The sequence below is a fragment of the Dulcicalothrix desertica PCC 7102 genome, from assembly GCF_003991905.1.
GTDB classification, from domain to species: domain Bacteria; phylum Cyanobacteriota; class Cyanobacteriia; order Cyanobacteriales; family Nostocaceae; genus Dulcicalothrix; species Dulcicalothrix desertica.
The window spans coordinates 1-22020 of sequence record NZ_RSCL01000063.1; the positions used below are offsets into that span (position 1 = coordinate 1).

At 36.5% G+C, this 22020-nt stretch carries 24 protein-coding genes and 1 pseudogene; 12 read left to right on the plus strand and 13 right to left on the minus strand.

Annotation, left to right across the window (positions count from 1 at the left end; all coding sequences use genetic code 11):
* The 4 genes from DSM106972_RS49580 to DSM106972_RS54620 all read right to left on the minus strand — a co-directional run.
* On the minus strand, nt 1-366 hold a 366-nt coding region (locus tag DSM106972_RS49580; RefSeq protein ID WP_148129290.1), incomplete at its 3' end, for a hypothetical protein.
* Nucleotides 367-490: 124 nt separating this feature from the next.
* On the minus strand, nt 491-2800 hold the full coding sequence (locus DSM106972_RS49585; RefSeq protein ID WP_127087616.1) for an AAA domain-containing protein: 2310 nt from the start codon (nt 2798-2800) through the stop codon (nt 491-493).
* 153 nt (nt 2801-2953) lie between these two features.
* Nucleotides 2954-3196 carry a helix-turn-helix domain-containing protein gene (locus DSM106972_RS49590; protein ID WP_127087617.1) on the minus strand — a complete coding sequence of 81 codons (243 nt, stop codon included), beginning with the start codon at nt 3194-3196 and terminating at the stop codon, nt 2954-2956.
* Nucleotides 3197-3271: 75 nt separating this feature from the next.
* Nucleotides 3272-3409, minus strand: a complete 138-nt coding sequence (locus tag DSM106972_RS54620; protein ID WP_186538314.1) for a hypothetical protein — start codon at nt 3407-3409, stop codon at nt 3272-3274.
* Nucleotides 3410-3735: 326 nt separating this feature from the next.
* Here DSM106972_RS54620 and DSM106972_RS49595 point away from each other — a divergent pair, with 326 nt between their 5' ends.
* A complete protein-coding gene (locus DSM106972_RS49595) occupies nt 3736-4233 on the plus strand; it encodes a thermonuclease family protein (RefSeq protein WP_127087618.1) in 498 nt (165 codons plus the stop codon).
* A 504-nt stretch (nt 4234-4737) separates the two neighbouring features.
* On the opposite strand, the gene DSM106972_RS49600 is transcribed toward DSM106972_RS49595, so the two are convergent.
* Both DSM106972_RS49600 and DSM106972_RS49605 read right to left on the minus strand, forming a co-directional pair.
* The gene (locus DSM106972_RS49600) at nt 4738-5289 is read right to left on the minus strand and encodes a hypothetical protein (RefSeq protein ID WP_127087619.1); all 552 of its coding nucleotides are present in this window, start codon (nt 5287-5289) and stop codon (nt 4738-4740) included.
* 190 nt (nt 5290-5479) lie between these two features.
* Complete coding sequence (locus DSM106972_RS49605; protein ID WP_233786955.1) at nt 5480-6949, minus strand: hypothetical protein; 1470 nt, start codon at nt 6947-6949, stop codon at nt 5480-5482.
* Nucleotides 6950-7114: 165 nt separating this feature from the next.
* Here DSM106972_RS49605 and DSM106972_RS49610 point away from each other — a divergent pair, with 165 nt between their 5' ends.
* Nucleotides 7115-7375 carry a helix-turn-helix domain-containing protein gene (locus tag DSM106972_RS49610; protein ID WP_233786956.1) on the plus strand — a complete coding sequence of 87 codons (261 nt, stop codon included), beginning with the start codon at nt 7115-7117 and terminating at the stop codon, nt 7373-7375.
* 236 nt (nt 7376-7611) lie between these two features.
* On the opposite strand, the gene DSM106972_RS49615 is transcribed toward DSM106972_RS49610, so the two are convergent.
* Nucleotides 7612-8103 carry a hypothetical protein gene (locus DSM106972_RS49615; protein WP_127087620.1) on the minus strand — a complete coding sequence of 164 codons (492 nt, stop codon included), beginning with the start codon at nt 8101-8103 and terminating at the stop codon, nt 7612-7614.
* 353 nt (nt 8104-8456) lie between these two features.
* Here DSM106972_RS49615 and DSM106972_RS54625 point away from each other — a divergent pair, with 353 nt between their 5' ends.
* Entirely contained in the window at nt 8457-8702 is a 246-nt protein-coding gene (locus DSM106972_RS54625) for a thermonuclease family protein (protein WP_233786957.1), read from the plus strand.
* An 18-nt stretch (nt 8703-8720) separates the two neighbouring features.
* Nucleotides 8721-8954, plus strand: a pseudogene (locus tag DSM106972_RS54630) (thermonuclease family protein); the annotation flags it as partial.
* Between the two features lie 169 nt (nt 8955-9123).
* Here DSM106972_RS54630 and DSM106972_RS52020 read toward each other — a convergent pair.
* Both DSM106972_RS52020 and DSM106972_RS49625 read right to left on the minus strand, forming a co-directional pair.
* Nucleotides 9124-9273: a hypothetical protein gene (locus DSM106972_RS52020; RefSeq protein ID WP_158633035.1), complete on the minus strand. Its 150-nt coding sequence runs from the start codon at nt 9271-9273 to the stop codon at nt 9124-9126.
* A 97-nt stretch (nt 9274-9370) separates the two neighbouring features.
* On the minus strand, nt 9371-10690 hold the full coding sequence (locus DSM106972_RS49625; protein WP_127087621.1) for a hypothetical protein: 1320 nt from the start codon (nt 10688-10690) through the stop codon (nt 9371-9373).
* A 227-nt stretch (nt 10691-10917) separates the two neighbouring features.
* On the opposite strand from DSM106972_RS49625, the gene DSM106972_RS49630 reads away from it, so the two are divergent.
* The 5 genes from DSM106972_RS49630 (at nt 10918) to DSM106972_RS52025 (ending at nt 13050) form a co-directional block, all read left to right on the plus strand.
* Nucleotides 10918-11208, plus strand: coding sequence for a hypothetical protein (locus DSM106972_RS49630; RefSeq protein ID WP_127087622.1), 291 nt, complete (start codon nt 10918-10920; stop codon nt 11206-11208).
* Between the two features lie 350 nt (nt 11209-11558).
* Entirely contained in the window at nt 11559-11795 is a 237-nt protein-coding gene (locus DSM106972_RS49635) for a hypothetical protein (RefSeq protein ID WP_127087623.1), read from the plus strand.
* 7 nt (nt 11796-11802) lie between these two features.
* A complete protein-coding gene (locus DSM106972_RS49640) occupies nt 11803-12030 on the plus strand; it encodes a helix-turn-helix transcriptional regulator (protein ID WP_127087624.1) in 228 nt (75 codons plus the stop codon).
* A 69-nt stretch (nt 12031-12099) separates the two neighbouring features.
* On the plus strand, nt 12100-12450 hold the full coding sequence (locus DSM106972_RS49645; protein WP_127087625.1) for a hypothetical protein: 351 nt from the start codon (nt 12100-12102) through the stop codon (nt 12448-12450).
* A 426-nt stretch (nt 12451-12876) separates the two neighbouring features.
* Complete coding sequence (locus DSM106972_RS52025; RefSeq protein ID WP_459178374.1) at nt 12877-13050, plus strand: variant leucine-rich repeat-containing protein; 174 nt, start codon at nt 12877-12879, stop codon at nt 13048-13050.
* Between the two features lie 119 nt (nt 13051-13169).
* On the opposite strand, the gene DSM106972_RS49650 is transcribed toward DSM106972_RS52025, so the two are convergent.
* Nucleotides 13170-13919 (minus strand): nucleotidyltransferase family protein, encoded by a 750-nt coding sequence (locus tag DSM106972_RS49650; RefSeq protein WP_127087626.1) that lies wholly within the window; start codon nt 13917-13919, stop codon nt 13170-13172.
* 223 nt (nt 13920-14142) lie between these two features.
* On the opposite strand from DSM106972_RS49650, the gene DSM106972_RS49655 reads away from it, so the two are divergent.
* Entirely contained in the window at nt 14143-16107 is a 1965-nt protein-coding gene (locus DSM106972_RS49655) for a variant leucine-rich repeat-containing protein (RefSeq protein WP_127087627.1), read from the plus strand.
* Nucleotides 16108-16427: 320 nt separating this feature from the next.
* The gene (locus DSM106972_RS49660) at nt 16428-18389 is read left to right on the plus strand and encodes a variant leucine-rich repeat-containing protein (protein ID WP_127087628.1); all 1962 of its coding nucleotides are present in this window, start codon (nt 16428-16430) and stop codon (nt 18387-18389) included.
* Between the two features lie 108 nt (nt 18390-18497).
* Here the strand turns inward: DSM106972_RS49660 and DSM106972_RS49665 are convergent, their stop codons facing one another.
* The 3 genes from DSM106972_RS49665 to DSM106972_RS49675 form a co-directional block, all read right to left on the minus strand.
* On the minus strand, nt 18498-18872 hold the full coding sequence (locus DSM106972_RS49665) for a hypothetical protein (RefSeq protein ID WP_127087629.1): 375 nt from the start codon (nt 18870-18872) through the stop codon (nt 18498-18500).
* Between the two features lie 733 nt (nt 18873-19605).
* Nucleotides 19606-20055, minus strand: a complete 450-nt coding sequence (locus DSM106972_RS49670; protein WP_158633037.1) for a GNAT family N-acetyltransferase — start codon at nt 20053-20055, stop codon at nt 19606-19608.
* Nucleotides 20056-20189: 134 nt separating this feature from the next.
* Complete coding sequence (locus DSM106972_RS49675; protein ID WP_127087631.1) at nt 20190-21035, minus strand: AcrVA2 family anti-CRISPR protein; 846 nt, start codon at nt 21033-21035, stop codon at nt 20190-20192.
* 91 nt (nt 21036-21126) lie between these two features.
* On the opposite strand from DSM106972_RS49675, the gene DSM106972_RS49680 reads away from it, so the two are divergent.
* The gene (locus DSM106972_RS49680) at nt 21127-21639 is read left to right on the plus strand and encodes a hypothetical protein (RefSeq protein WP_127087632.1); all 513 of its coding nucleotides are present in this window, start codon (nt 21127-21129) and stop codon (nt 21637-21639) included.
* The last annotated feature ends 381 nt before the right edge of the window (nt 21640-22020 follow it).

Consider the following 22020-nt stretch of genomic DNA (forward strand, 5'->3'; position numbering starts at 1 on the left):
ATTATTAGTATGTTTATTTACTAATGCCAGTACGTATTTATGTAATATTTTATGCGACATTCTGAAGTGCGGAATATGGGGTATAAGAATACAAGGAGTATCGTCTGGTAATAATATATCTCTATCAGCAGAAAATGAATAAACATATTGGCGCCCGCGAACACCGAGGTATATCCCATCATTCACATATATTTGTTGACCACCCTCTTTCTTCAACGTTTTTATTTCATCATCTAAAGCATTATTAAACTCTTTTTTATATTCTTGAAAATTCATTGGTGGATACCCGTTTTTTATTATTTCTACTGTCGTAGAAAAATTATTATTTGAATAGGGGGAAACCGTATACGGTGTTTTACGGTACATATCAAAAAATATCCTGTTGATTAGTAAATGTTTATCCATCGGCGCCTATATAGTTACCACAGCTTATGTCGGAACCGATTCTAGGAACGAAAAAGCTATTTAATTTTTAAAATCAATTTACGTATTACAGTGAATGAGTAAGAATTGTGCTTTGTAGGTAAAAGTTTTTGAAACACTGTACCCAAGAGCGATGTTCTTTTTGTTTTGGTTCGGTTTCAAAAATAATAGGACTGCCTACAACGATTCGTTTTACCCTGGAACGGGTAATGGCAACATTCAAACGATTTAACTGAAAGTAAAATTCTGCTCTTTGCGCCGCGTGTATAGGGTCTGAAGTTGTCAACGAGGCAATAATAATATCTCGCTCTTGACCTTGCATTGATTCCACGGTATCCACTAATACAGATGTTAAAACTGCAATTCCATATTCTGAAGCTGTTTTTTGAAGCTGTTGACGAATTAATCTTGCCTGCGCGCGGTAGGGTACAACAACAGCAATTTCTGATGCTTTAATACCACAAACTAATGCCTCATGTACAATTGCGCCAATAAGTTTGGCTTCTTCAGGTGAGCGCATACCTCGGTTTTGATGGTGTACTTCGACAAAAATGTTCGGTTTAGCAGGGTCGAGAATATCAACGTGCTGAGTTGGCGCCATCTTTAACTGTAAGCAACGTTGTTTAGCTATTGGAGAAGGATTTAATTTACCATCATAGAAACATTGAGAAGGAAAATCATTAATTTCAGCATTCATTCGATGAGTTACATCTAACATTGTGCCCGGAGCATGATTAAATAATGTCTCGAATACCGAACGAGTTACCCACTGCTCCCCATGTCTACCAACAATCACAGGAGGCATTTGCTTATGGTCTCCGATAAATATATAACGCTTACCTGCCATCATCCCCACAACTGCAACTGGTAAAGTTACTTGACCACTTTCATCGAATATGACCGTATCGAAATTCACATTTTCTAATGCTTTAGTACATGTTGCGTAACAAGTGCTGCCAATAATCAACCCTTCTGTATCTAGTTCTTTTGGCACCCGAATAAACTTTTCATAATTTGGTACATTATCACCGTTCCAACTTAATCCTTCGGTTTTATCGTAGGCGCCGATTTTGATTACTTTGTTATAACCTGTAACCTGGACTATTTTTTGTAAAGCATTGTTAATTGCGGAGTGAGTAAAAGCAGTAATCAAAACACGCTGTCCCAAACGAGCAAGACTAACCGCAATTTGAGCAAGCAACCAAGTTTTACCAGTTCCCGGTGGACCTTGAATCAAATAATAGTTATCGGTTGCGAAAGCTCTTTGGAATGCTTCTTTTTGTTTGGGTAGTGCGTTTGAATCAACTAAATACTGACTTGACGTTAGATTTTTGGCATTGAAGCTTGGTTTAATGGCGCCGTTTAGAATACCTAATATCTGTTCGCGTTTTGTGGGATTATTGGCAAGCTTAGTTAAGGCGCCGATTAATAGATGTCTTACATCAATGATACCAGCATCTAATACCCACCCTTCACTTGGATATAAATTATCAAAGCTTTGTCCATATGCGGCGCCGACAAGAAACTCAGAATCATTTTCTTCAATAATAGTACATTTAAACTTTTCTTTGTCTGTAGGATTACCTCGGCTTAATATAAGGTTATCGCTTTTATCAAATTTAGAAATATTTTCTGAAAATCGTAACCAAGCTTTTGTACCACTTACTTCAATAACTTCAACTTTGTCAATGCTATATCCTTCTTGTACACGTTCATGTATAGGTTTCTGCCATCTTTCTTTAGTTTTTCGAGTTTCAGTATCAACTTCAACATTAATAAAACGTTTTAACGTATCGATGAACTGACCATTATCAATGTTTTTCAAGATACTAGATATATTAGAATCTATACTTAAATAAGTATCACGATAATTATTTTGCGCCATGTTAAGCGCTTCACTATAACTCCAATGTGGGGAAGGCGGCAAATTTGGGATGTTTAAGAAATCTTCAAGAATACTCTCGTCAGTTCTGAGGTAGGTAATGAGTTCAGCTAATTCTTTACAACAACTGTCTGGATATCGAACTATTTGTTCTTCGCTGAAACGAATGATTGCCCAACCATTGTTTATAAATAACTGATTGCGTTTATCATCGTACCCTTGGAAATGAGTAGGTTCTTCTTTACCGTAAACGTAAGGCTCATCTAGCTCTATATCTATATAAGTTCCTGTAACTGGGTCGGTGTATATAAAATCTGGAGTGTATGACCCAAAGGAGTAACCACGCTTTACTTGAAGAGGAAAATATTTTTCGAGATAATACCAAAAAAAAGTATCTTCCTGCGGGTTCATTGTCGGCGAATTTAAAGATTCTGTAATATTCTGATGATTTGTTAATATTTTTTTTGGAATTATCGTTATTGGATACGGCGCCATTTATGATTTACTCCTGTACTGCGGTTGTAAAGTTAAAGATATGTTTAAATTAATATTACATATAGAAAGAAAGCCTGTATAAAAGCACTTTTAGCTTTAAAACAGACATAAATATTAAATATTAAACTGACAAAGCACCGCTTGAATAAGGAACTAACCGTCAATATATTTAGCAAGCAAATTATGACCTTCTTCACCAAGTTGTAGAACTTTCTCTTGTACTACTTGTAGTGCAATAGGAGAGGGTGTTGAGCGTGCATTTTCCCAACGATTGACTGTTGGGTAAGTAACACCTACATAAGCTGCAAATTGTTCTTGCGTAAGTCCGCTCAACAGACGAAATTCACGGATAAAGTGACCGACTTCGGGCTGACGATTTACTATCTTGTTTTTCATATGACTATCCACGACATGAATGAAGCAATTGATAATTCGCTTTCTACAAGTTCAAAAAAATTGCGATGAATATTATTATGGCAAAAGTTTTTCGTTTTTATTAGCAGCGGTAATTGCATCCTTGATTGACGTAGTAAGTGATATATCATGTGCTTCATTATATTGATTACCGAAATTAATTGTCATCCGAATTATCCGCAAATACCGATTCATCTAAAATTAATATAAATTTTTATGCTTTTTAAGATAATATAATTTGATTATCATTATTTATGAAGTATTAACTAGCTAGCTAAAAAATTAAATTTTTCCAACTTGACAGTAGATATGCGTATAAGTCGTTGTACAAAAAATACCGCTAGCATGAACGATTATCAAACGGCACCCTATTGTAATTTTCATTACTTTATAGCGATATATGTATGCTTTGGTGTTTGATGTCGCCACCTTCTTTGCGTACATATGTTCTATAAACAGGCGCCTGATACTCAAAGCTTCCTATCGGGAATACTTAAGATATCAAAGTAAAATATCTACCAATGAAAAAATTATTCCCAATTGCCTTAAGCCTTGTTGTAGCTAGTAACGGCGCCGTTTCTGCTCAAAATGTACCAGCCCAAGTAGTAAGTGTAGGTGACGGAGACACTATTCGGATAGCTTTAGATGGCAAAACAGAAACGATACGTATGGCATGTATGGATGCACCTGAGAAAAGGCAAGGAATCTACGGCGCCGCTTCAACAAATCGACTAAAACAATTATTACCGCGTGGCGCCGCTGTACAAGTGAGACAAATTGAACGCGACCGCTACAAAAGATTAGTAGGTGAGGTGTTTGTTGGTGGTAAATCAATTAACCTTCAAATGGTCAGAGAGGGGCAAGCAGTGGTTTATCGTCAATACTTAAATGCTTGTGCCAGCACTCAAGAACAGTACATCAAAGCAGAGGCAGAAGCAAAACGTAAGCGTTTAGGTTTTTGGAATCAAGATAACCCTGTAATGCCGTGGGATTTTCGTCGTAACGCGCGGAAGAATTAATGATTTTTGGCGCCTGTTGTGGAGAAGGCGCCTGTATTACTAAATAAGAACATTCGTAATACTTAAAAAAATGATAAAAAATTATTTTACTATCTGTTATATTTCTCTTTTAATGATTTTTCTAACTGCTTGTGAAAGTAAACCTTATACTGTGTAATTTTAAAATGAAAGCGGTTTTTCTATACCTTTTGGTGTAGCCTCGTTGAAGCAACCCTAGATGGCAACCAGTTAAATGTGATTAGTACGTTTTTCTATAACTTTTGGTGTAGCCCTTGTTGAATCACTCAATCAAAACCTATATTATATTTTGTTTATAAGAGGCGCCTTGTTTAGACCACGGGTGCCCCTTGTTTTGGCTTATATAGATATAGCCAAGCTGTTACCAAGTGTTGCAAAAACTACTTAGAACTCTTGCCCTATCAAGATAATACCATTGAAGGTATGAAAAACCCGCTCTTGAATAATCACGGGTGATAGGATGAACATGAAGAGTGTGTCTTCATGTTAGTTTATGCAGTAATTATTAAACCAATTCATAATTCTGCTACGATAAATACTAATATTGAAGAGCGATTCAAACATTCCAAATTTTGGGGGTTTCTGCATACATTCCTGTATATACTTTTTGTGTTCAAGTACTATTTGCTCCCATTCTTCTTTTGTGATTACCGTTTGTTTGCCCTTGTCAGGCTTGGGATATTGTTCCCGTAGAAATTTCATTCCTGCTTTGAATTCTGCTATGTATAAGTCGCAAGAATGTTGATTGAGTAAAAGGATGTGTGTTGGTTCTGAATCATCGGAACCAAAATCGATATTGTATTCTGGTTTTAGTTTTTGGTGTGCTTTTACTAATTCTATACTGATACCATCATTGTTTAAAAGAGGATAGTACACGTCGTAGTAGCTGAAAGTTTTGCTCCATCCACCATCGCTCCAAGTTGCATTTGTTGCAGTGTAGTAAATCCCAAGCCATTGTTTCGTTTCTGGCGCCACATTCATTGCTTCTGGCAGAAATTCAGGAGCCGGAATTGAGAGTTTGTAACTATTTTGAATCATTGGTAAAACTCCTTAGTCTTAAATGAGTGCGTATTTACCTGTCAATAGCTGGAAAGCCGATGTGAATCAATGCATACCCACCCTAAGTAGGAAATATTTTCTCATCACTGAACGGCGCCGAATTTTCATCAGCATCTACTAATTATAAATTAAACGATACGTTTTGTATTAATTAAATTAGTTTATTGCTTTAAAATGCAATTTCTTGTTGGAACTCGCGCGTTAAATCAGACACAAATGCACTAATGGCATTCATCCCTTTATGCAGTGTTCCGTGGGTGTCGCGATACCCAGAACGACCCCAACCATTCCAGCCCCGTATGGCGCCGATTTCTCCAAACTCAGAAATAATAGAGTCATCAGGCGCCGTTTGTTGCAATTGAACAATCACAGCGTCTTTCTCTTGTAAATCTTTCTCTAACCGTTCAATTTTGGACAGAAGTTGAGGAACTGTTTTCTCAATATTGGAGTTAAGTACTTTTGCTGCTTGAGCGTTGAAAGTGTTACCCCAAGTATCTTTTGTGGCGCCAATAAGGGCGTTTTCTAGTTCGGTAACTCGTTGCTGTAACCGTTGATTTTCCACATTCAAGGACTGCAAGCGCGCGATTTCTTGCTCAGATGCTCGAAGGTGCTCAACTAACTTGGTTACTTTCGCTTCCATATTTCGCGCGTGTTTCTCGAACGATGCGTTTGACTCTTTTGCTTTCGCTTCTGCGGCGCCTTGAATTTCTGCGAATCTAGCTTGTTCTATTTCGGCGTTCTCTAATTTGTACTGTTTGATAGCTTCTGCCTTGATTTGTTCAATATCATCAGTGGTAAGGATTCTAGCTGACGTTCTTTCCAACCGCAGTTGGTGAGATTTAAGTAAATTTTTTGCAGGTCTTCCCTGAGCAATGGCATGGTCTAGCAGAACCCAAAAATCATCGTTGTTGCCAATATCCGTGATTACACCACAGGCGCCATTCCATCCTGTTGACTCGTTTTGTACTATGATTCGTACTCCTAGACCTAATTTAGGAGTAGGCGCCTCTTGTTGTGTGGAAGTAATCTCTGGTAATTGGACAGGTGCCTCCTTTGATTCTGAGTTAGAATCTACTACTGTTGCTTGAGAGACTGATTTTGAACTGCTTGATACTTTGTCAGAAGATACTTTTTTAGCTTTCTTAGCAATGAACTTTTTCACCTGTGCGGCTGTTTTCTTACCAGTGGTAATTATTTCTTCTAACACATCCTCCGTTACGCGCGTTAGCAGAATAAGTGCAGAAATCTTCCAGTGCTGAACTCGTTCACGAACTAAGTACTGTAGCCTTGATGGTAATTTTTCAAACCATACCGATAATTTCATCGCTGATTCTGCTGCCCAACGTGAGGCGCCGAAATCAGTAGCCAGCCATTTTTCAAAGACTTTCTTTCCGTCTGGGCATGTAGCTACACACTCCAAGTAGAAGTTTTGTAAAGCTTTACCATTCGTAAGCAAGCCATCAAATGTTACTCGCATAAAACCTATAAAGTTACCAAGGGTGGCTTTGGCTAGTTCCTGAAGGTCAAAGCTCTTGAACTCGGTGTAGTTGAAGTTGTATGTCAGCTTGAGTGGAGGAGTATTAGTGGCGTTCTTAACTTCAAACTGGGTAGGCTGGGCAAAAGCAATAGATTCATGCATAATATATACAGTCCTAAAAATATTGTTGGACGTGAAGCGGTTTAAGCGTGAAAAACAAAACCGCTTCTCTTATTTTCTTTATATTACATTAAAAGTAATACTTTAAGTGCAACACTTAACAAGTTGTGATGATATTCATGGGAGGGGAGATACTAAGGAGGTATTTTGTATGGAATAGTGTGGATGCGAGTCACCTTCAGCAAAGAGTTTCCTGGGTTAGGTAAACGTATAAAAGATTACCGAGTGCTATCAAATAAATCTCTTACTGAATTGGCGGCAGCAGCAGGTATAAGTGTGCCTCACTGGAATCGGATAGAAAATGAAAAAATTCAAGAGTTGCCAATCGCTACATTGAGGGGAATTGAAAAAGCTTTGGGCGTTGACTTAAAAGTAAAATTTGATACCGAAACAACGAACGAAGCATAGCAAGATAAAAACTTTAAATACTTAAGTATTTAGATATTTAATGAGATATGGGCGCCTTCAATTGTGTGGAAACAGTTTTATTAAAAGACTTTATTAAGATTGTAAGGAGTTAAACTTTGAAGTTTTATGTTGGTATTAGCTCTTATTAGCCATAGAGGCGCCGATTATAAATACTTAAATACTTAAGTACCTAAATACTTATAAAATAACAGGCGCCGTTCCTGTGATGCGCTTAACTAAATTTTGTCTTTAATTTCATTCCAAACGTGACAGGCGCCTTTAACCCAAGCTGCAACATAGATGTCAAGTTCAAAATCTTGCCTATCGTCATACCCGTTCGTTTCACACATATGCTCGATATACATTATCAGTGGCGGTTCAATATTGGATATTAACTCATTAATGTCACCCCCCTCACCAATATACTTAAGCTCCTTATAACTTAAATTTTCTGCTGCTTCTTTAACTCCATCATTGAAACCAATCTCATTCCAACGTTCGGCAGCTTGTTTTTTCTCCTGTCGCAGTCGAGTCATAGCCTTTTCGGTTGGAGAAATATCAGTTCGAGCTTTGAATTCTTCCATCTGAACGGCTGAATCAATCGCTTGCTGGCATAAACGAGATACGTTGAAATTATCTTTCACTATTTGTAAGCGGTTGTATAGCTCGTCTGACAGCGTGATAGTTATCCTTTGTGCCATTTCCATAAATACCCAGTATTTACTCATTTACTCAGTACATACTAAATTTATCAGTATGTACTTATTTTTGCAATATTTATTTTCACAGTATCGGCGCCAAAGTAAAGCGTCTCTATATTTGTAAACACTATTCCTTGATACACAAGTCTTTAGGGCTAAACTAAACCGTTAGGAAAGCAACTTGGTGACAGCTTCGCGCTCTGTACCCTTAACGGCGCCTGTCCTGGGTATTTAAATGTTTAGATATTCAAGTATTTAAGTATTTATAAGATACTGGGCATTTACTATAAGCCGACATGTAAGCATTAATAAGTAAACAGGCGCCGATACTCAGAGCTTTCCACAGGGAATACTAGGGTATCGAAGTTTAAGATAAACCCATGAAAAAACTATTTCCAATTACTCTAAGCCTTGTAATAGTCAGCAGTGGTATAGCATCTGCTCAAAATACACCATCCCAAGTTGTCAGTGTTGGTGATGGCGATACTATCCGAGTATCGATGAACGGTAAAACTGAAACGATACGTATGGCCTGCATGGACACACCTGAAAGGAAACAAAATCCATACGGCGCCGCTTCAACAAACCGACTAAAACAATTGTTACCACGTGGCGCCAGTGTATAGGTTAGACAAGTACAACGCGACCGCTATGGAAGATTAGTAGCTGAAGTTTTTACAAATAACCGCTCAATTAATTTACAAATGGTGAAAGAGGGACAAGCAGTAGTTTATACCCAGTACCTCAGTGCATGTGGCGCCACCCAAGAACAGTACATTAAAGCAGAAGCTCTTGCAAAGCGTAAAAGGTTAGGTTTTTGGAATCAGGATAATCCTGTGATGCCTTGGGATTTTCGACGCAGCGGGCGGAAGAATTAACGGTTGAGTGGTGCCTGTAATACTGCCCATATTTCCGGCGCCTGTCTAGTAAATACTTAAATACTTGAGTATTTAGACATTTAGTTAAAGAATAGGCGCCAAATTTCTCAGCATCAACCAATCGTTTCATAAAACGATACGCAAAGTATTATTTAATTAGTTCATTGATTTAAAATGCAGCTTCTTTTTGGAACTCGCGCGTTAAATCCGAAACAAATGCACTAATCGCACTTATGCCTTTGTATAATGTACCGTTGCTATCACGATACCCTGAACGGTTCCAACCATTCCACTCACTTCGTTCAAATTCAAAATTCAAAGTTCAAAATTCAAAATAGTAAGAGGGTATTCAAACATACTCAAGCTGAGTTTAAATTAGATTGTTTCAAATTACTTCTTTAATTTTGAATTTTCCCTCAGAGGGACATGAATGAATTGATAATTTTGAATTTGAGCGCAGCGAGTGGCGCCGTTTGTTGCAATTGAACAATAACAGCGTCTTTCTCTTGTATGTCCTTTTCTAACTGTTCAATTTTAGATAATAGTTGAGGTACTGTTTTTTTAATATTGGAGTTGAGAACTTTCGCTGCTTGAGCGTTGAAAATATTACCCCAACTGTCTTCTTTTGCTTTTAGAAGCGCGTTTTCTAGTTCGGTAACTCGTTGTTGTAACTGTTGGTTCTCTACATTTAAGGTCTGCAAGCGCGCGATTTCTTGCTCCGATGCTTCCAGATGCTCAACTAACTTGGATACTTTTGCTTCCATATTTCGCGCGTGTTTCTCGAACGATGCGTTTGCACATGAAGCTTTTGCTTCAGCGGCGCCTTGAATTTCCGCGAATCTAGCTTGTTCTATTTCCGCGTTCTCTAATTTATATTGTTTGATAGCTTCTGCCTTGATTTGTTCAATATCATCAGTGGTAAGGATTCTAGCTGACGTTCTTTCCAACCGCAGTTGGTGAGATTTAAGTAAATTTTTTGCGGGTCTTCCCTGAGCAATCGCATGGTCTAATAGAACCCAAAAATCATTGTTATTGCCAATGTCCGTGATAACCCCACAGGCGCCGTTCCATCCTGTTGACTCGTTTTGAACTATAATTCTCACTCCTAAACCTAATTGTCGTGTAGCTGGCGCCTCCTCTTGTGTGGAAGTTTCTGATAAATCGACGGGCGCCAGTTCTTCTGTGGAAGTAGTCTCTGGTAACTCGACAGGTGTCAGTTCAGAATCTGTATTATCCTTAATTGTTTCCTCGTTGTTGGCGGAGATAGAAACAGGTGCCAATTTTTGAGCAACTCTTGCCGAAAGTTGTTTGAGTTGTGAGGCTGTTTTCTTACCTGTGGTAACAGCAGCTTCTATTACATCATCCGCCAAGTGCTTTAAATGGCGCAATGCTGACACTTTCCAATCTTGGACGTTTTCACGAATCAAGCGTTGTAATCTTGGGTCTAAATCCTTGAACCAGTTGTACAATTGCATCGCGCTCTTAGCAATGTAAATACTGGTGCCGAAACTTCTACTTTCAAGCCATTGTTTGAAAACCTTTTTACCTTCTCTTCCGTATGTAAGGCACTGGTCGTAAACCGATTGTAACTCCTGCCCTATAAGGATGATACCGTCGAAAGTATAGCGGAGAAAGGTTTTAAAGTTATCTAGAGTCGTTTGAGCTAACTGAGCTAACTCTTGACTCTTGAATCTAGAGTAATTAAAGTCTTGTGTAAATCCAGCAGATGTGTACATAATGTAAATGCACTATTTTTTACTTAGGTGTACAAAGCTCTCCGTACTTATTGGTAGTTTGCGCGGAGGGCTTTTGGTATTGAAGAGAAATTACTTTAACTCTCCAACTTTATGGTAAATCTTTGTGTAACTTTTGTCTACCGTTGTTTACCGTTATTTATAAAATTCCTTTACTGTAGCTATACTGTTGGTACAACAACGTTAAACATAATGGATAGCCAGTACATATGAATGCTGATGAACGTATAGCTGTTAGAATACCTTCCATTGAGAAGCAGCAGTTCAAAGAGCGCGCGGAAGCTGAGGGCAAAACACCTTCAGAGCTTCTCTTAATGCTGATAAGAAATTATTTGAACAAAGATTTTGTAACTCCAGAAGAATCTATAGAACGCTTGCTTAGACTGGAAATGGAGGTTAATGCGCTTAAAAAGTTAGAAGCTGAATTTAATGAATTTAGAAAACTGGAAGCAGAAGTTATAAGCCTTAAGCAACACTTGTTGGGGGAATTAGTCGCCTGAGAACAGAGAACGATGCTCTCAGGCAATGGCGAGATTCAATACTCAATGCCGCAAAGGAAAGTCCGCCCCCGTCGATACGGTAGGGCGGATTTGTTTTTATGGTAAACTAATGTTCAACAATATGGTAAACTATGTTAGACGCATTTGCACAAATGTTCTACTTGTTCCTGCTTTAAAATCAAGGCTTGCTTCCTTCACAGGAAGTAGGGCTTAGAGAAATCCGATACGGAAAAGGCGCCACTCGTTTCACTCAAATGAACGTAGTGAGTGGCGCTTATAACAAAGGTAGCGAAATTGCCTGAAAGTGCTTTCAGGTAAGAACATATATTGAGATTGTAAGGATATGAACTTTGAAAATTTTCGTTAATATTGGTTCTTACTGGCCTTTGGGGTTATCAGTGAACGCGGTTTATGAGCAATTGTTAATGCAAGGAGTAAAAATAGATCGTCGTACTTTATTAGCAGCAAAATCCGGAACATTAACGAAAAGTGATTTTGCTACTTTAATTAAATTGCGGAACTGGGTAAGACAATTGAGAAATGATGACAAGTTAACAATTGATGATATTTTGAAGCAGGAAGATTAAGGTTCTGATGGAAAAAATATATGTCTCAAAGGTCGCTGACCTACGTAAGTTAAAAAATTTGACTCAACGCCAACTTGCTTTACTTGTAGGCGTGGACACCTCCACTATTCGTAATTGGGAGAAAGATAGAGATGGGACTAAAACCTTTGTAAAAATAGCAAAGCTGTGTAAAGTATTAGATTGTTCACCAAAAGATTTATTTGGTATTCAAGATATTTTGGGTAATGAAACCTAAATTTACATGTATGAAATGAATTAATTAAAAATTTTATGGCACTACTTCTACCGCTTAACAAAAAATCTTATGGTCAATTTTGAACAAAACCGACTGGAAGCAATTAAGTACGCAGTTGAACTAAATCAGAAGTGGGATATCAATCGCCTAATTCATAATGCCAGTCTTCATTGCAGTGCGATTGAGAGTAATAACCATCTAAAAGATATACGAAAACTACATAGAATAAGTAAATCTGATGAATGTCTGAAAGAAACAATACAAACTGCTACTTTCTATTGCGGCGCCAATAATCTTCTTTCTGCTCTCTACTTTATCAATGGCAACTACATGCAATCGGATATTTGGTACGCGCGGTACATTCATGCTGCAAATCGCGTGCTTGGTCAAACAAATGAATTGAATGATATGGATAAGTAGTTCGACGTTATCACTCCAGGCGCCTTAAGAAATACGTTCTGGTTGGCGCCAAATTTACCGCGCCGCAGCAATGGTACCCAATATCTGAATATCTAAAAATTTAAGTATTTAAATACTTAGCATAGAGAATACGATATATAAACGATAAATGCAAGGTTATTATGCTTGCTGACCGTTCATAAAAATAATCTGCATATCTTTCCCGTAACTAGAAATAGTGATAAATGTAACTATATAAAATGTTCAGATGGAGAATAGTAACCTAGCCTGACTTTTTGGGAATGCTAGAAACCCTAAAAATTCGATCAACTAAAGCTTCTTTTGATTAAGCGGAATGCGAGTGGCGCCTACACAGCATATTAAAATTAAACAGGCGCCAATCTTCAACTTACAATGTCAAATTCTTTAATCGACTAAGCAGCGGATATAAATACTCATCCTGATATTTTGCGAGACTTAGCGGACGAGAGTATTGAACTCGCGCGCGTCGTTGCCAAAAACCCTAGTACTCCACCTGATGTTTTAGAAGCATTAAGCGGTTATGAACATGACCTAGAGATACAAAGAAATGTTACAGCAAACCCAAAGGGCGCCTGTTGAAGAGTTAATCGCACTCGGCGCCGACTTTCCGTTTGAATTAATAATTTTTTATAGTTATATAGTCAAGATTTGTAGTTAGGGCGCCGATTGCTAGAGTTTCCAGGAAATCCAGTATATAATCACCAAACAACTTCTTCCCAAGCGTCTGCTTGATAAGAAATTTGTGCTTGATTAGCTAATCGTATTTTTTCATATACACTTAAATCATCTGAAATAACATTACTACTATTATCTACGTCCAAAAACTTTGTATTTTGTAAGTTATTTGCTAAGAAAGAGAGTATTTCTACAAAATTTGATTCGATGTCTTTATACATACATTTTTTAAGACATTTGATAATTACTGATTCAAGATACAAGGATGGGAAGTTGAGATGATGTAACTCTCGCCATATTTTAAGAAGTTTAATTTCTGATGTCCGAAAAGAATCTTCTACATGTAAAGTATGCTTAGACAAGTCTGTTTTAATATAAGAATTAGTTTTTGCTTTATAAATAACGTATCTATACCTAGACTGAGAGTCCTTACAAACTGGAATTAAGTTAAATTTATAAGTATCAACCATGACACCAATTGATATATTCTTATTGTAAGGATTATACCCAGCGTTGATTAAATAATTATATAATTCATTATATATATTAGGAAGTATGTCAAAGTTTGTAGAATTTATAGATAATAAAATATCAAGTTCAGAGTTGAATGAAATAGTTGTTCCTTTCGCGAACGAACCACAAATTCCTGTATAATTTAAATTTATATTTTTCAACTGATTAATCAACTCAGAACCTTTAATTATGGCTTGTGTAAAATCATTCCTATCGACGTTATATTTTTTAATTATCTTATTAAGATATTTTTTAGACATAAATTTGCCTTCAGGACGCAACTACTTTTACTTGAAGGCGCCAATTATTATAAATATCTAGATACTCAAATGTCTAAATACTTCGATAGGCACCAACACTATATATATTGTGCAGTATTTTGGTTACACGTAGCACAAAGTGACGCCTGCTCTTGATTGTATAAACTTAGTACATATGAATATAAAATATTAAAATTGTACAGGCGCCAATATTTAAATTACGATGTTAAATTCTCCAATTGACCAAGCAGCTGATATAAATACTCATCCTGATATACTTCGAGACTTGGCGGACGAAAGTATAGAACTCGCGCGCGTCGTAGCCAAAAACCCTAGTACCCCACCAGACGTTTTAGAAGCATTAAGTGGTTATGACCATGACCCAGAGATACAAAGAAATGTTACAGCTAATCCGAATACGCCTGTTGAAGAGTTAATTACACTTGGCGCCGACTTTCCGTATGAACTAATAAACAACCCAGTATTCCCATTGTTGGTACTCGAAAATCCGTGCTTTTTTCAAGAATTACCTTTTGATGTAATAGAGAGCGTGTTATTACTCGATGATATACCTGAAGAATACTTGGTAATGGCTGCTTCACTAGATAGCTATGAAATATCCAATCTTATTGCTAACCATAAAAAGGTGCCTTTTCATGTTCTATCTCAGATAGTAAATAATCCGAAAAGGGAGAAAGAAGCATATATAGCATCACAACACGTAACTTTTGCGGGCGAGATAACTGAAGGTTGGAATGAAGAAATTTGGCGCGCAATCAATAAATATACGTTTTTAAATCGAATCAAAGAGAAAGAAGAATTTTTGTATAATGCTGGTGTATTAGATGAGAGATTAATGCTTGGTTTAACTCCCTATAGTCTCTTAAATATTGTTTATAACCCTGATACACCTAGCGATATTGCAGAATTGATAATTAATAGCTTTTTCCCTGAAGTGCAAGCTCAAAGGAATTTAAACATAGCTAGTAATCCAAATACGCCTATAAACACCCTAATCGAGTTTTCTGATGCTAAGGAAAACCAACTTTTAATTTCTGTTGCAAGCAATCCTAGTTCACCTGTATTTGTTTTGGAAAAACTAGCTAACATGGATAATCAAGAAATTAAACAAGCTATTTACCGTAACTATAATACTCCAAATTCTGTCTTGAAAATTTTATATCAAATTGATGATACGAAGGAAAATGAAGAAAGTATTCAAAATTTAAAAGACTCAATAATGAAGATTATACAATATTATCAGAAATATCAGACTGCTTTATATTTAAATGACTTGGATATTAATAACATTGGTAAATTACTTTTGTTATCCAATAATATAGATGATTTGATTTGGAAACGACTAGAAAACCTTACTAGTTTTGATGTATTAATTGCCCTTGCCCGTCATCCGAAAACACCAGTACATATCCTTAAGCATATACATCTTCAATCAAAATATTATAAAAGCAATTATCCAAAAACAAAGAGTATTAAAAAAACATTAAGAATATTATTAGCGAGAAATCCTCAAACATCAATTAATATTTTATTACATCTTATTAGAGATGATAGTTTTCAAGTTTATAGTGAGGCAATTATGAATTTGAAAACAAACTTTGCATTATATAATCAGCAAGTCGCTCATTTTTTAGATAAATGGGAACAGGCAAATAATCAAGAGGCGCCACCAAATACTTTACACGATATTGTTAACACTCGAAGTATTGCTTTATGTTTGGCAGTTGCAAATAACCCAAATGCATCAGCCGAAACTCTACATAAACTAGCTTTTCACCCAAATCATGATGTGCTAACTGCCGTAACAAAACATCAAAATACAAGTGTAGAAACACTTTTAACTTTATCGAGGAAGCGGAAGAAGGGTTATTCCAATATCCGCGCGCACGCCATCAAGGCACTCATCCAGAAAGAACCCAATTCATCTGGCGCCGTTCTTGCTGAAATCGTTAGTTCAAACGAACCAACATCGCCACGTTTTATCTTCCTGCTTCATCCACTGGCGCCTCCAGAGTTTTTGGCACAACACGCTAGTTCTATTTGCTGGATAGAAAGATATGCTGTCGCTCAAAACCCTAGTACGCCTGCTCACGTCATTTCTGAACTTGCTGTAGATGCGAATAGACTTGTACGCGCAGTTGCTTATCAACGATTACAAACTTTGTAAGTACTGGTGGGTTTGGATATTGGGCGCTTGTTCATTCATTTTAACGTTTAGAGACTTGAGTATTTAAGTACTTAACGAGCGAGGATAGGCGCCTGTAAATTACGTATATTTGTATTGCTGAAGTAATAGAATTTATTAATTGCTAGATTCTGTATCACACCGACTTGGAGATTAAGCTATACTTGCGCGTTGCTTCTTAGGTATTTAAATACTTAAACACTAAGATATTTAATGTGTATAGCAGGCGCCACCAAAGCATCGTTAGCATAGTACACAGTAAAATATAACGATGCTTACAGGCGCCAATAAATGAAATTGCTATGTCAAATTCCTTAATCGACCAAGCAGTGGATATTAATACTCATCCTGATATTTTGCGATACCTGGTTTCGGAGAGCATTGAACTCGCGTGCGTTGTAGCCAAAAATCCTAGTACTCCACCTGATGTTTTAGAAGCATTAAGCGGTTATCAACATGACCCAGAAGTACAAAGAAATGTTACAGCTAATCCTAATACGCCTGTTGAAGTCCTAATTGCACTCGGCGCCGAATTTCCATTTGAATTGATAAATAATCCAGTATTTCCATTGTTGGTATTGGAAAATCCGCGTTTGCTCCAACAAATGCCTTTTGAAACACTTCATAGCATATTACTACTAGATGATGTACCTGAAGAATATTTGGTGATGGCAGCTTCACGAGATAATTCTAAGATATTAAACATTATTGCTAACCATCCCAAGGCGCCTTTTCATGCTTTGTCACAAATAGTAAATAACCCCAAAAGGTTAGAAGAAGCATATACAGCATCACAACATGTGAATTATTCAGGTGAGATAACAGAGGGATGGGAGGAAGAAATTTGGCACGCGATTGAAAAATATACATTCGTAAATCGTATTAAAGAAAGAGAAGAATTTTTATATAACATTGGTGTATTAGATGAAAGATTGTTACTCAATTTACATTTAGATACTCAATTAAATATTGCTGCAAATCCGCAAACACCAACTCATATAGCAGAATTTATAATAAACACGTTTGATATGGAAACGAAAGCTCAACTCAGTTTGAATCAAGCGGATAATCCAAATACTCCTGTAAATACTTTAGCCGAATTTTCTAGGACAAAGACAACCCAACTTTTAGCAGTTGTTGCAGAAAATCCTAGTTTACCAACATTTGTCTTAGAAAAATTAGCTATGATAGATAATGCAGTGGTAAAACAAGCCGTTTACCGTAATTATAATAGCTCTGATTCTATATTAAACACAATATATCCAATTGATGATACAAAGATAAATGGGAAAGATATTCAGGCATTAAATAGGTTAGTACACGGTATTATATATATTTGTCATCCATCCAGAATAAAACATTGTTTAAATGCTTTAAATCTTGAAAGTATTTATGCTTTGCTATCGTTAAGAGATAATATAGGTAGCTATATTTGGAAACAGTTAGAGAAAATAACTGATTTTGATAAATTGATTGTATTTGCTCGCCATTCTCAAACACCAGCAAGTATTTTTGAGCATATATATGTTCAAACAAAATACCGTAAAAATGATTCTTCAAGAGTTGATAAATTCAAAAAAATACTACGAGTACTATTAGCTAGAAACTATAAAGTACCAATCAAAATATTATTATATCTTGTGGAAGATGATTGTTTTGAGGTTCGTAACGAAGCAGTTACAAATCTCAAAACTAACTTTGCTTTATATAATCAACAAATAGTCGATTTCTTGCAAAAATTAGAACTTGCAAATAATCACAAGGCGCCATCAGATATCTTGCATAGCATTGCCGATACTAAAAGCATTTCTTTATGTAATTCAGTTGCGAATAACCCAAACACATCAGCCGAAACTCTACATCAATTAGCTTTGACGCCAAATCATGATGTTTTAATTGCCGTAACTCAAAATCATAATATCAGTGTGAAAACACTATTTTCCTTATCTAAAAAGCGCAAAGGGTCTTTTTGTGTTCGCGCGCACGCCATAAAAGCACTTATCCAGAAAGACCCCAAAAAAGCAGGCACCGTTCTTGCTGAATTCGTTAGTTCAAACGAACCAACATCACCACGTTTTATTTTTCTGCTTCATCCACTGGCATCAGCGAAGTTTCTAGCACAACACGCGAATTCTATATGTTGGATAGAAAGATACGCTGTTGCTCAAAACCCTAGTACGCCTGCTCATGTAATTTCTAAACTTACAACTGATGCTAACCGACTTGTACGCGCTGTTGCTTTGGAAAAATTACAAACGCTTTGAGTAATGTATGTTTTGGTTAGTGGGCGCCTGTTCATATCTAAATTTTTAGATACTTGAGTATTTAAGTATTTAGGTCAGAAGTCAGGGCGCCTAAATTTAAAGCATCAATTAATCAATCAACCATTCATGTAATAAGTAACCTATAAAGATAATCCAATAAATTCTAAATAGTATTACCCATACTAGAATCATAAGTATGAAATGTGGCAACCAATAATTTTTGTTAGATATCTTTTGCTGCCATAGAACAAGCGTGAGATTGGTAGACACTAGAAACGCTAAAATATTAGCGACTAGAATCCAATGCGCTTCTGTTACACCTTGTAGCCACGGTACTAATGAGCCTGCATTTGCACTATTAGGTTGAAAGGTTGGTTCCCTCAAAGGTGAAACTTGGTACACAAAAATTCCACTAGCTAACGATAGAAGTAGGGAAAAACCAAGACTTACAATATAAAAACGTCGAAGCCGCTGAAAAAACATATCACAATACCGCGCGCAAAGTTTCTTGATTTGATTTATGCTGCTAACCCCACTCACAAATCTAAAACTACACCCTAGGCAGAAAATTTCCGCTTTAATTGTTAGATTTAAAAACCCACCTAAGTAAGTGACTGAGCTGGAACTGTATCTGTTCCAATACGGTTCGGTTAAGCGGGAGCGCTGGTATTGTGAGACTTATGCAACCGCACGCTGCGGATATTTATCTTGTTGTAGGCACTCATGGTCTGTCAACTCCAATTTCTCCGGCGCCTTAATGGAAACGATTTCGATTGTTTTGAGAGATTCTGTAACATCTTAATCGGTGCCTAAAATCATTACCAGGTGCCATTTTAAACAATCGGCGCCACTCAAACCCTTGCAACGCAAAAAATGGAACGCGCGCGATGGCACTAAGCAATATTTAGATACAAAGTAATCTGTAATTATTATTGCGGGCATTAATTTATTGCTAAGTATTTAACGCAAAAAAAGCGCTGTTTTACAAAATAATCTTATATATTTGTGATGATTTTTATACAGATGTTTACATATGGAAGCAGTGCATAGCAATAAGTAATATCGGTCAGTTAAAGAACTTATCGCTAGTAAAGGCGCCTGTCTTGATTATTAAATTCAGACTAATTACATATTTAGATACTTAGATATTTAAATATTTGGATTCAAGCTAATGGCGCCTACTCCCTACCAACAGCGAATACAGGCTCTATCTAAACTAACTTAGGTTATAGATATAATGAGGAAGATTACCTTCAAAAATTGCTCCGGTACTAGCATAGAGCCTTTGTGCAGGGATGTTCTCAGCCTCTGTACCAACAAAAATACAATCAACTCCCTGGCATTTGCTTAGTTCTAATGTAAACTTAATTAATTCTCTAGCAACCCCTTGTCTTTGATATTTTTTATCAACATCAATTTCATACAAATACATTTCTTTGCCATTGTCTTTCGGTAGCTCAAAAACATAACCATATAGTCTTCCCAATATTTCTTCGCCTTTCATAGCAACTACAAAATAAAAATTTTCTTGATTAAGTAGGTTAATCATTTTTTCTATACTAATTGGCTTTTCACCCTCATCCAAAAATAGTATAACAGCTTCTTGAGCTAACCTACTTTCATCTTTGCCGAGTTTTTTAATGATTATAGTTTGTGGATTTTTCATAACTTTTTTTTTGCTCATTGTTACCGTCTATTCATATCTATAGTTTTAAATTTTGCGGCGCCAAACATAAATACTCAAATATCCAAGTATTTAGATATTTAGATACGTGTAGAGTATACTGTAACAGGTGTCCACTACTCCCCACCAACTACAAACACTGGTTCAATCCATACTAATTTACGCTCTTTGTACCCTTCTCCATAAGCTTGATTTCTAAGGAAACCTCGCCGCCAATGCGGAGCTTTACTACTACCAGTCGCGCCACTTGTAGATTCTTTGCCTTCTCGTTTTAAGCGATAATCTTTACCTATCCATAATGGTTGATAATAATCTTTATCATTCTTCTTAGAAAAACCTTTATTAACAACGACGCGCGCGCTTTCTGTCTCTACATATTCAGGACGACATTCCATGATTAATAGCAGTCGTAGAAATATGGATTGTAAGTGTTGATTAAACTCTACTACTACACCTGCATCTAATTCTTTAATATCATTGTAGATTAATTTGTTTTCATTATTAATTATTGAAAAACGACGACAATAGGATGACAAATCATCTACTCCAACCCAATATAATAAACCATTGTCCGTATCGTAATGCCAATAGATTGCTGTAATACTATGATTTTCTGGGGATAATATAGCGCCTAATGGTAGCATAAAAATCCCAGATACCATAGCCCAATTCAATTTTTCAATTTCTACCGATAAATTAGATTGCATTAAAGCTGTTATTAAATCCCCACCGACCCAATACGCTGGGCATTTAGCTTGTCCGACTTTAAAGAAAGTGTAGACAGTGATACACATTGATTCTTTGGGTTTTCTTAATACTAGGCGCCTGACTTCTTCTTCATTCGTTGAAAAATATATATTTGCTACATTCCCGCATATTTTTTCGTAGGATTCATAACCGTCTACAGGTAGGACGGGGCGAAGGGTAATGTTTTTATACCAGCCTTTGGGTTTGCTCGACATGGGTCTGTAAATTATGGCGCCACTACTATTTAAGCATTTTTAAGGTTAGCAGTTAACATAAGTATTTGTATACTACTGAGCAACAGGCGCCATGAAGCTAGAACAACAACTCGAAAAGCTTGCAGAACTGGGCTTGACTCTCAACGAAGGAGTTACCGTTGATGACCTCTTGTACTCATTGCCGCGCGAAGCATATGAGGAAAAACCCTTTGGCTATCTTTTATCCATATTTGGCGCCTCGGTTGAGCGTGAACCTTGGGGTCGGGCAGTATGCGCGCGGGTATGGAATTTTGATACCGAATGTATTTATCAAACTGGCGATTATGTCAATATTGTTAAAAGGTTATGCTTGGTTGCCAATAAACCAGATTTAATTACAGATATCGAAGACTATGTAAATATAGAATCTGAGGAAGCTTGGTTAAAATATAAAATTAATGGTAAGCAGCGTAACTTTACCATTGAAGTTGATAATGATTGGGCTGATACCTTAACTATTTCTTATATAATGGATGATATAGAAAGTGATGGATTCCATTTTTACTACATCGATAATGGGCAAGCAATGATTTTATTTTATTTAAATGAAACTGGCGCCAGTTAAATCAACGAGTTGTCTAGTAAAGCACTTCAAAGAATGATTCCTGATTAGTAAGTATTTAAGTATCTAAATATTTAGGTATAAGTTGAAGATTTACAGGCGCCTATCATTGCTGTATTATATAATGTACTAGCTGTAGTATTTATAATATTTTTTTCATATAAGTATAAACTGGTTGTTGATAGCAATCTTTTATACTTGTATGATTGTTTCGGCTTGTAACCAAGCCGATAAGATAAGTCAGTGGTTAGTAATTCCTACAACAGTTGTAGCTCGAAGTGAGATATATTGATTACCTGCTTTGAACCCACATTCCGCACTTCAATTTGAAGTACAAAAGATTACAACCAAGAAAAAAGCAAAAATTCAGGATGACGAAGAAAT

What these genes read in the sequence shown, in the direction of transcription:
- DSM106972_RS49585 (WP_127087616.1), bottom strand. Translation starts at nt 2,800, where the DNA reads ATGGCGCCGTATCCAATAACGATAATTCCAAAAAAAATATTAACAAAT.
- DSM106972_RS49590 (WP_127087617.1), bottom strand. Translation starts at nt 3,196, where the DNA reads ATGAAAAACAAGATAGTAAATCGTCAGCCCGAAGTCGGTCACTTTATC.
- DSM106972_RS54620 (WP_186538314.1), bottom strand. Translation starts at nt 3,409, where the DNA reads ATGAATCGGTATTTGCGGATAATTCGGATGACAATTAATTTCGGTAAT.
- DSM106972_RS49595 (WP_127087618.1), top strand. Translation starts at nt 3,736, where the DNA reads ATGAAAAAATTATTCCCAATTGCCTTAAGCCTTGTTGTAGCTAGTAAC.
- DSM106972_RS49600 (WP_127087619.1), bottom strand. Translation starts at nt 5,289, where the DNA reads ATGATTCAAAATAGTTACAAACTCTCAATTCCGGCTCCTGAATTTCTG.
- DSM106972_RS49605 (WP_233786955.1), bottom strand. Translation starts at nt 6,949, where the DNA reads ATGCATGAATCTATTGCTTTTGCCCAGCCTACCCAGTTTGAAGTTAAG.
- DSM106972_RS49615 (WP_127087620.1), bottom strand. Translation starts at nt 8,103, where the DNA reads ATGAGTAAATACTGGGTATTTATGGAAATGGCACAAAGGATAACTATC.
- DSM106972_RS54625 (WP_233786957.1), top strand. Translation starts at nt 8,457, where the DNA reads ATGAAAAAACTATTTCCAATTACTCTAAGCCTTGTAATAGTCAGCAGT.
- DSM106972_RS49625 (WP_127087621.1), bottom strand. Translation starts at nt 10,690, where the DNA reads ATGTACACATCTGCTGGATTTACACAAGACTTTAATTACTCTAGATTC.
- DSM106972_RS49630 (WP_127087622.1), top strand. Translation starts at nt 10,918, where the DNA reads ATGAATGCTGATGAACGTATAGCTGTTAGAATACCTTCCATTGAGAAG.
- DSM106972_RS49640 (WP_127087624.1), top strand. Translation starts at nt 11,803, where the DNA reads ATGGAAAAAATATATGTCTCAAAGGTCGCTGACCTACGTAAGTTAAAA.
- DSM106972_RS49645 (WP_127087625.1), top strand. Translation starts at nt 12,100, where the DNA reads ATGGTCAATTTTGAACAAAACCGACTGGAAGCAATTAAGTACGCAGTT.
- DSM106972_RS49650 (WP_127087626.1), bottom strand. Translation starts at nt 13,919, where the DNA reads ATGTCTAAAAAATATCTTAATAAGATAATTAAAAAATATAACGTCGAT.
- DSM106972_RS49655 (WP_127087627.1), top strand. Translation starts at nt 14,143, where the DNA reads ATGTTAAATTCTCCAATTGACCAAGCAGCTGATATAAATACTCATCCT.
- DSM106972_RS49660 (WP_127087628.1), top strand. Translation starts at nt 16,428, where the DNA reads ATGTCAAATTCCTTAATCGACCAAGCAGTGGATATTAATACTCATCCT.
- DSM106972_RS49665 (WP_127087629.1), bottom strand. Translation starts at nt 18,872, where the DNA reads ATGTTTTTTCAGCGGCTTCGACGTTTTTATATTGTAAGTCTTGGTTTT.
- DSM106972_RS49670 (WP_158633037.1), bottom strand. Translation starts at nt 20,055, where the DNA reads ATGAAAAATCCACAAACTATAATCATTAAAAAACTCGGCAAAGATGAA.
- DSM106972_RS49675 (WP_127087631.1), bottom strand. Translation starts at nt 21,035, where the DNA reads ATGTCGAGCAAACCCAAAGGCTGGTATAAAAACATTACCCTTCGCCCC.
- DSM106972_RS49680 (WP_127087632.1), top strand. Translation starts at nt 21,127, where the DNA reads ATGAAGCTAGAACAACAACTCGAAAAGCTTGCAGAACTGGGCTTGACT.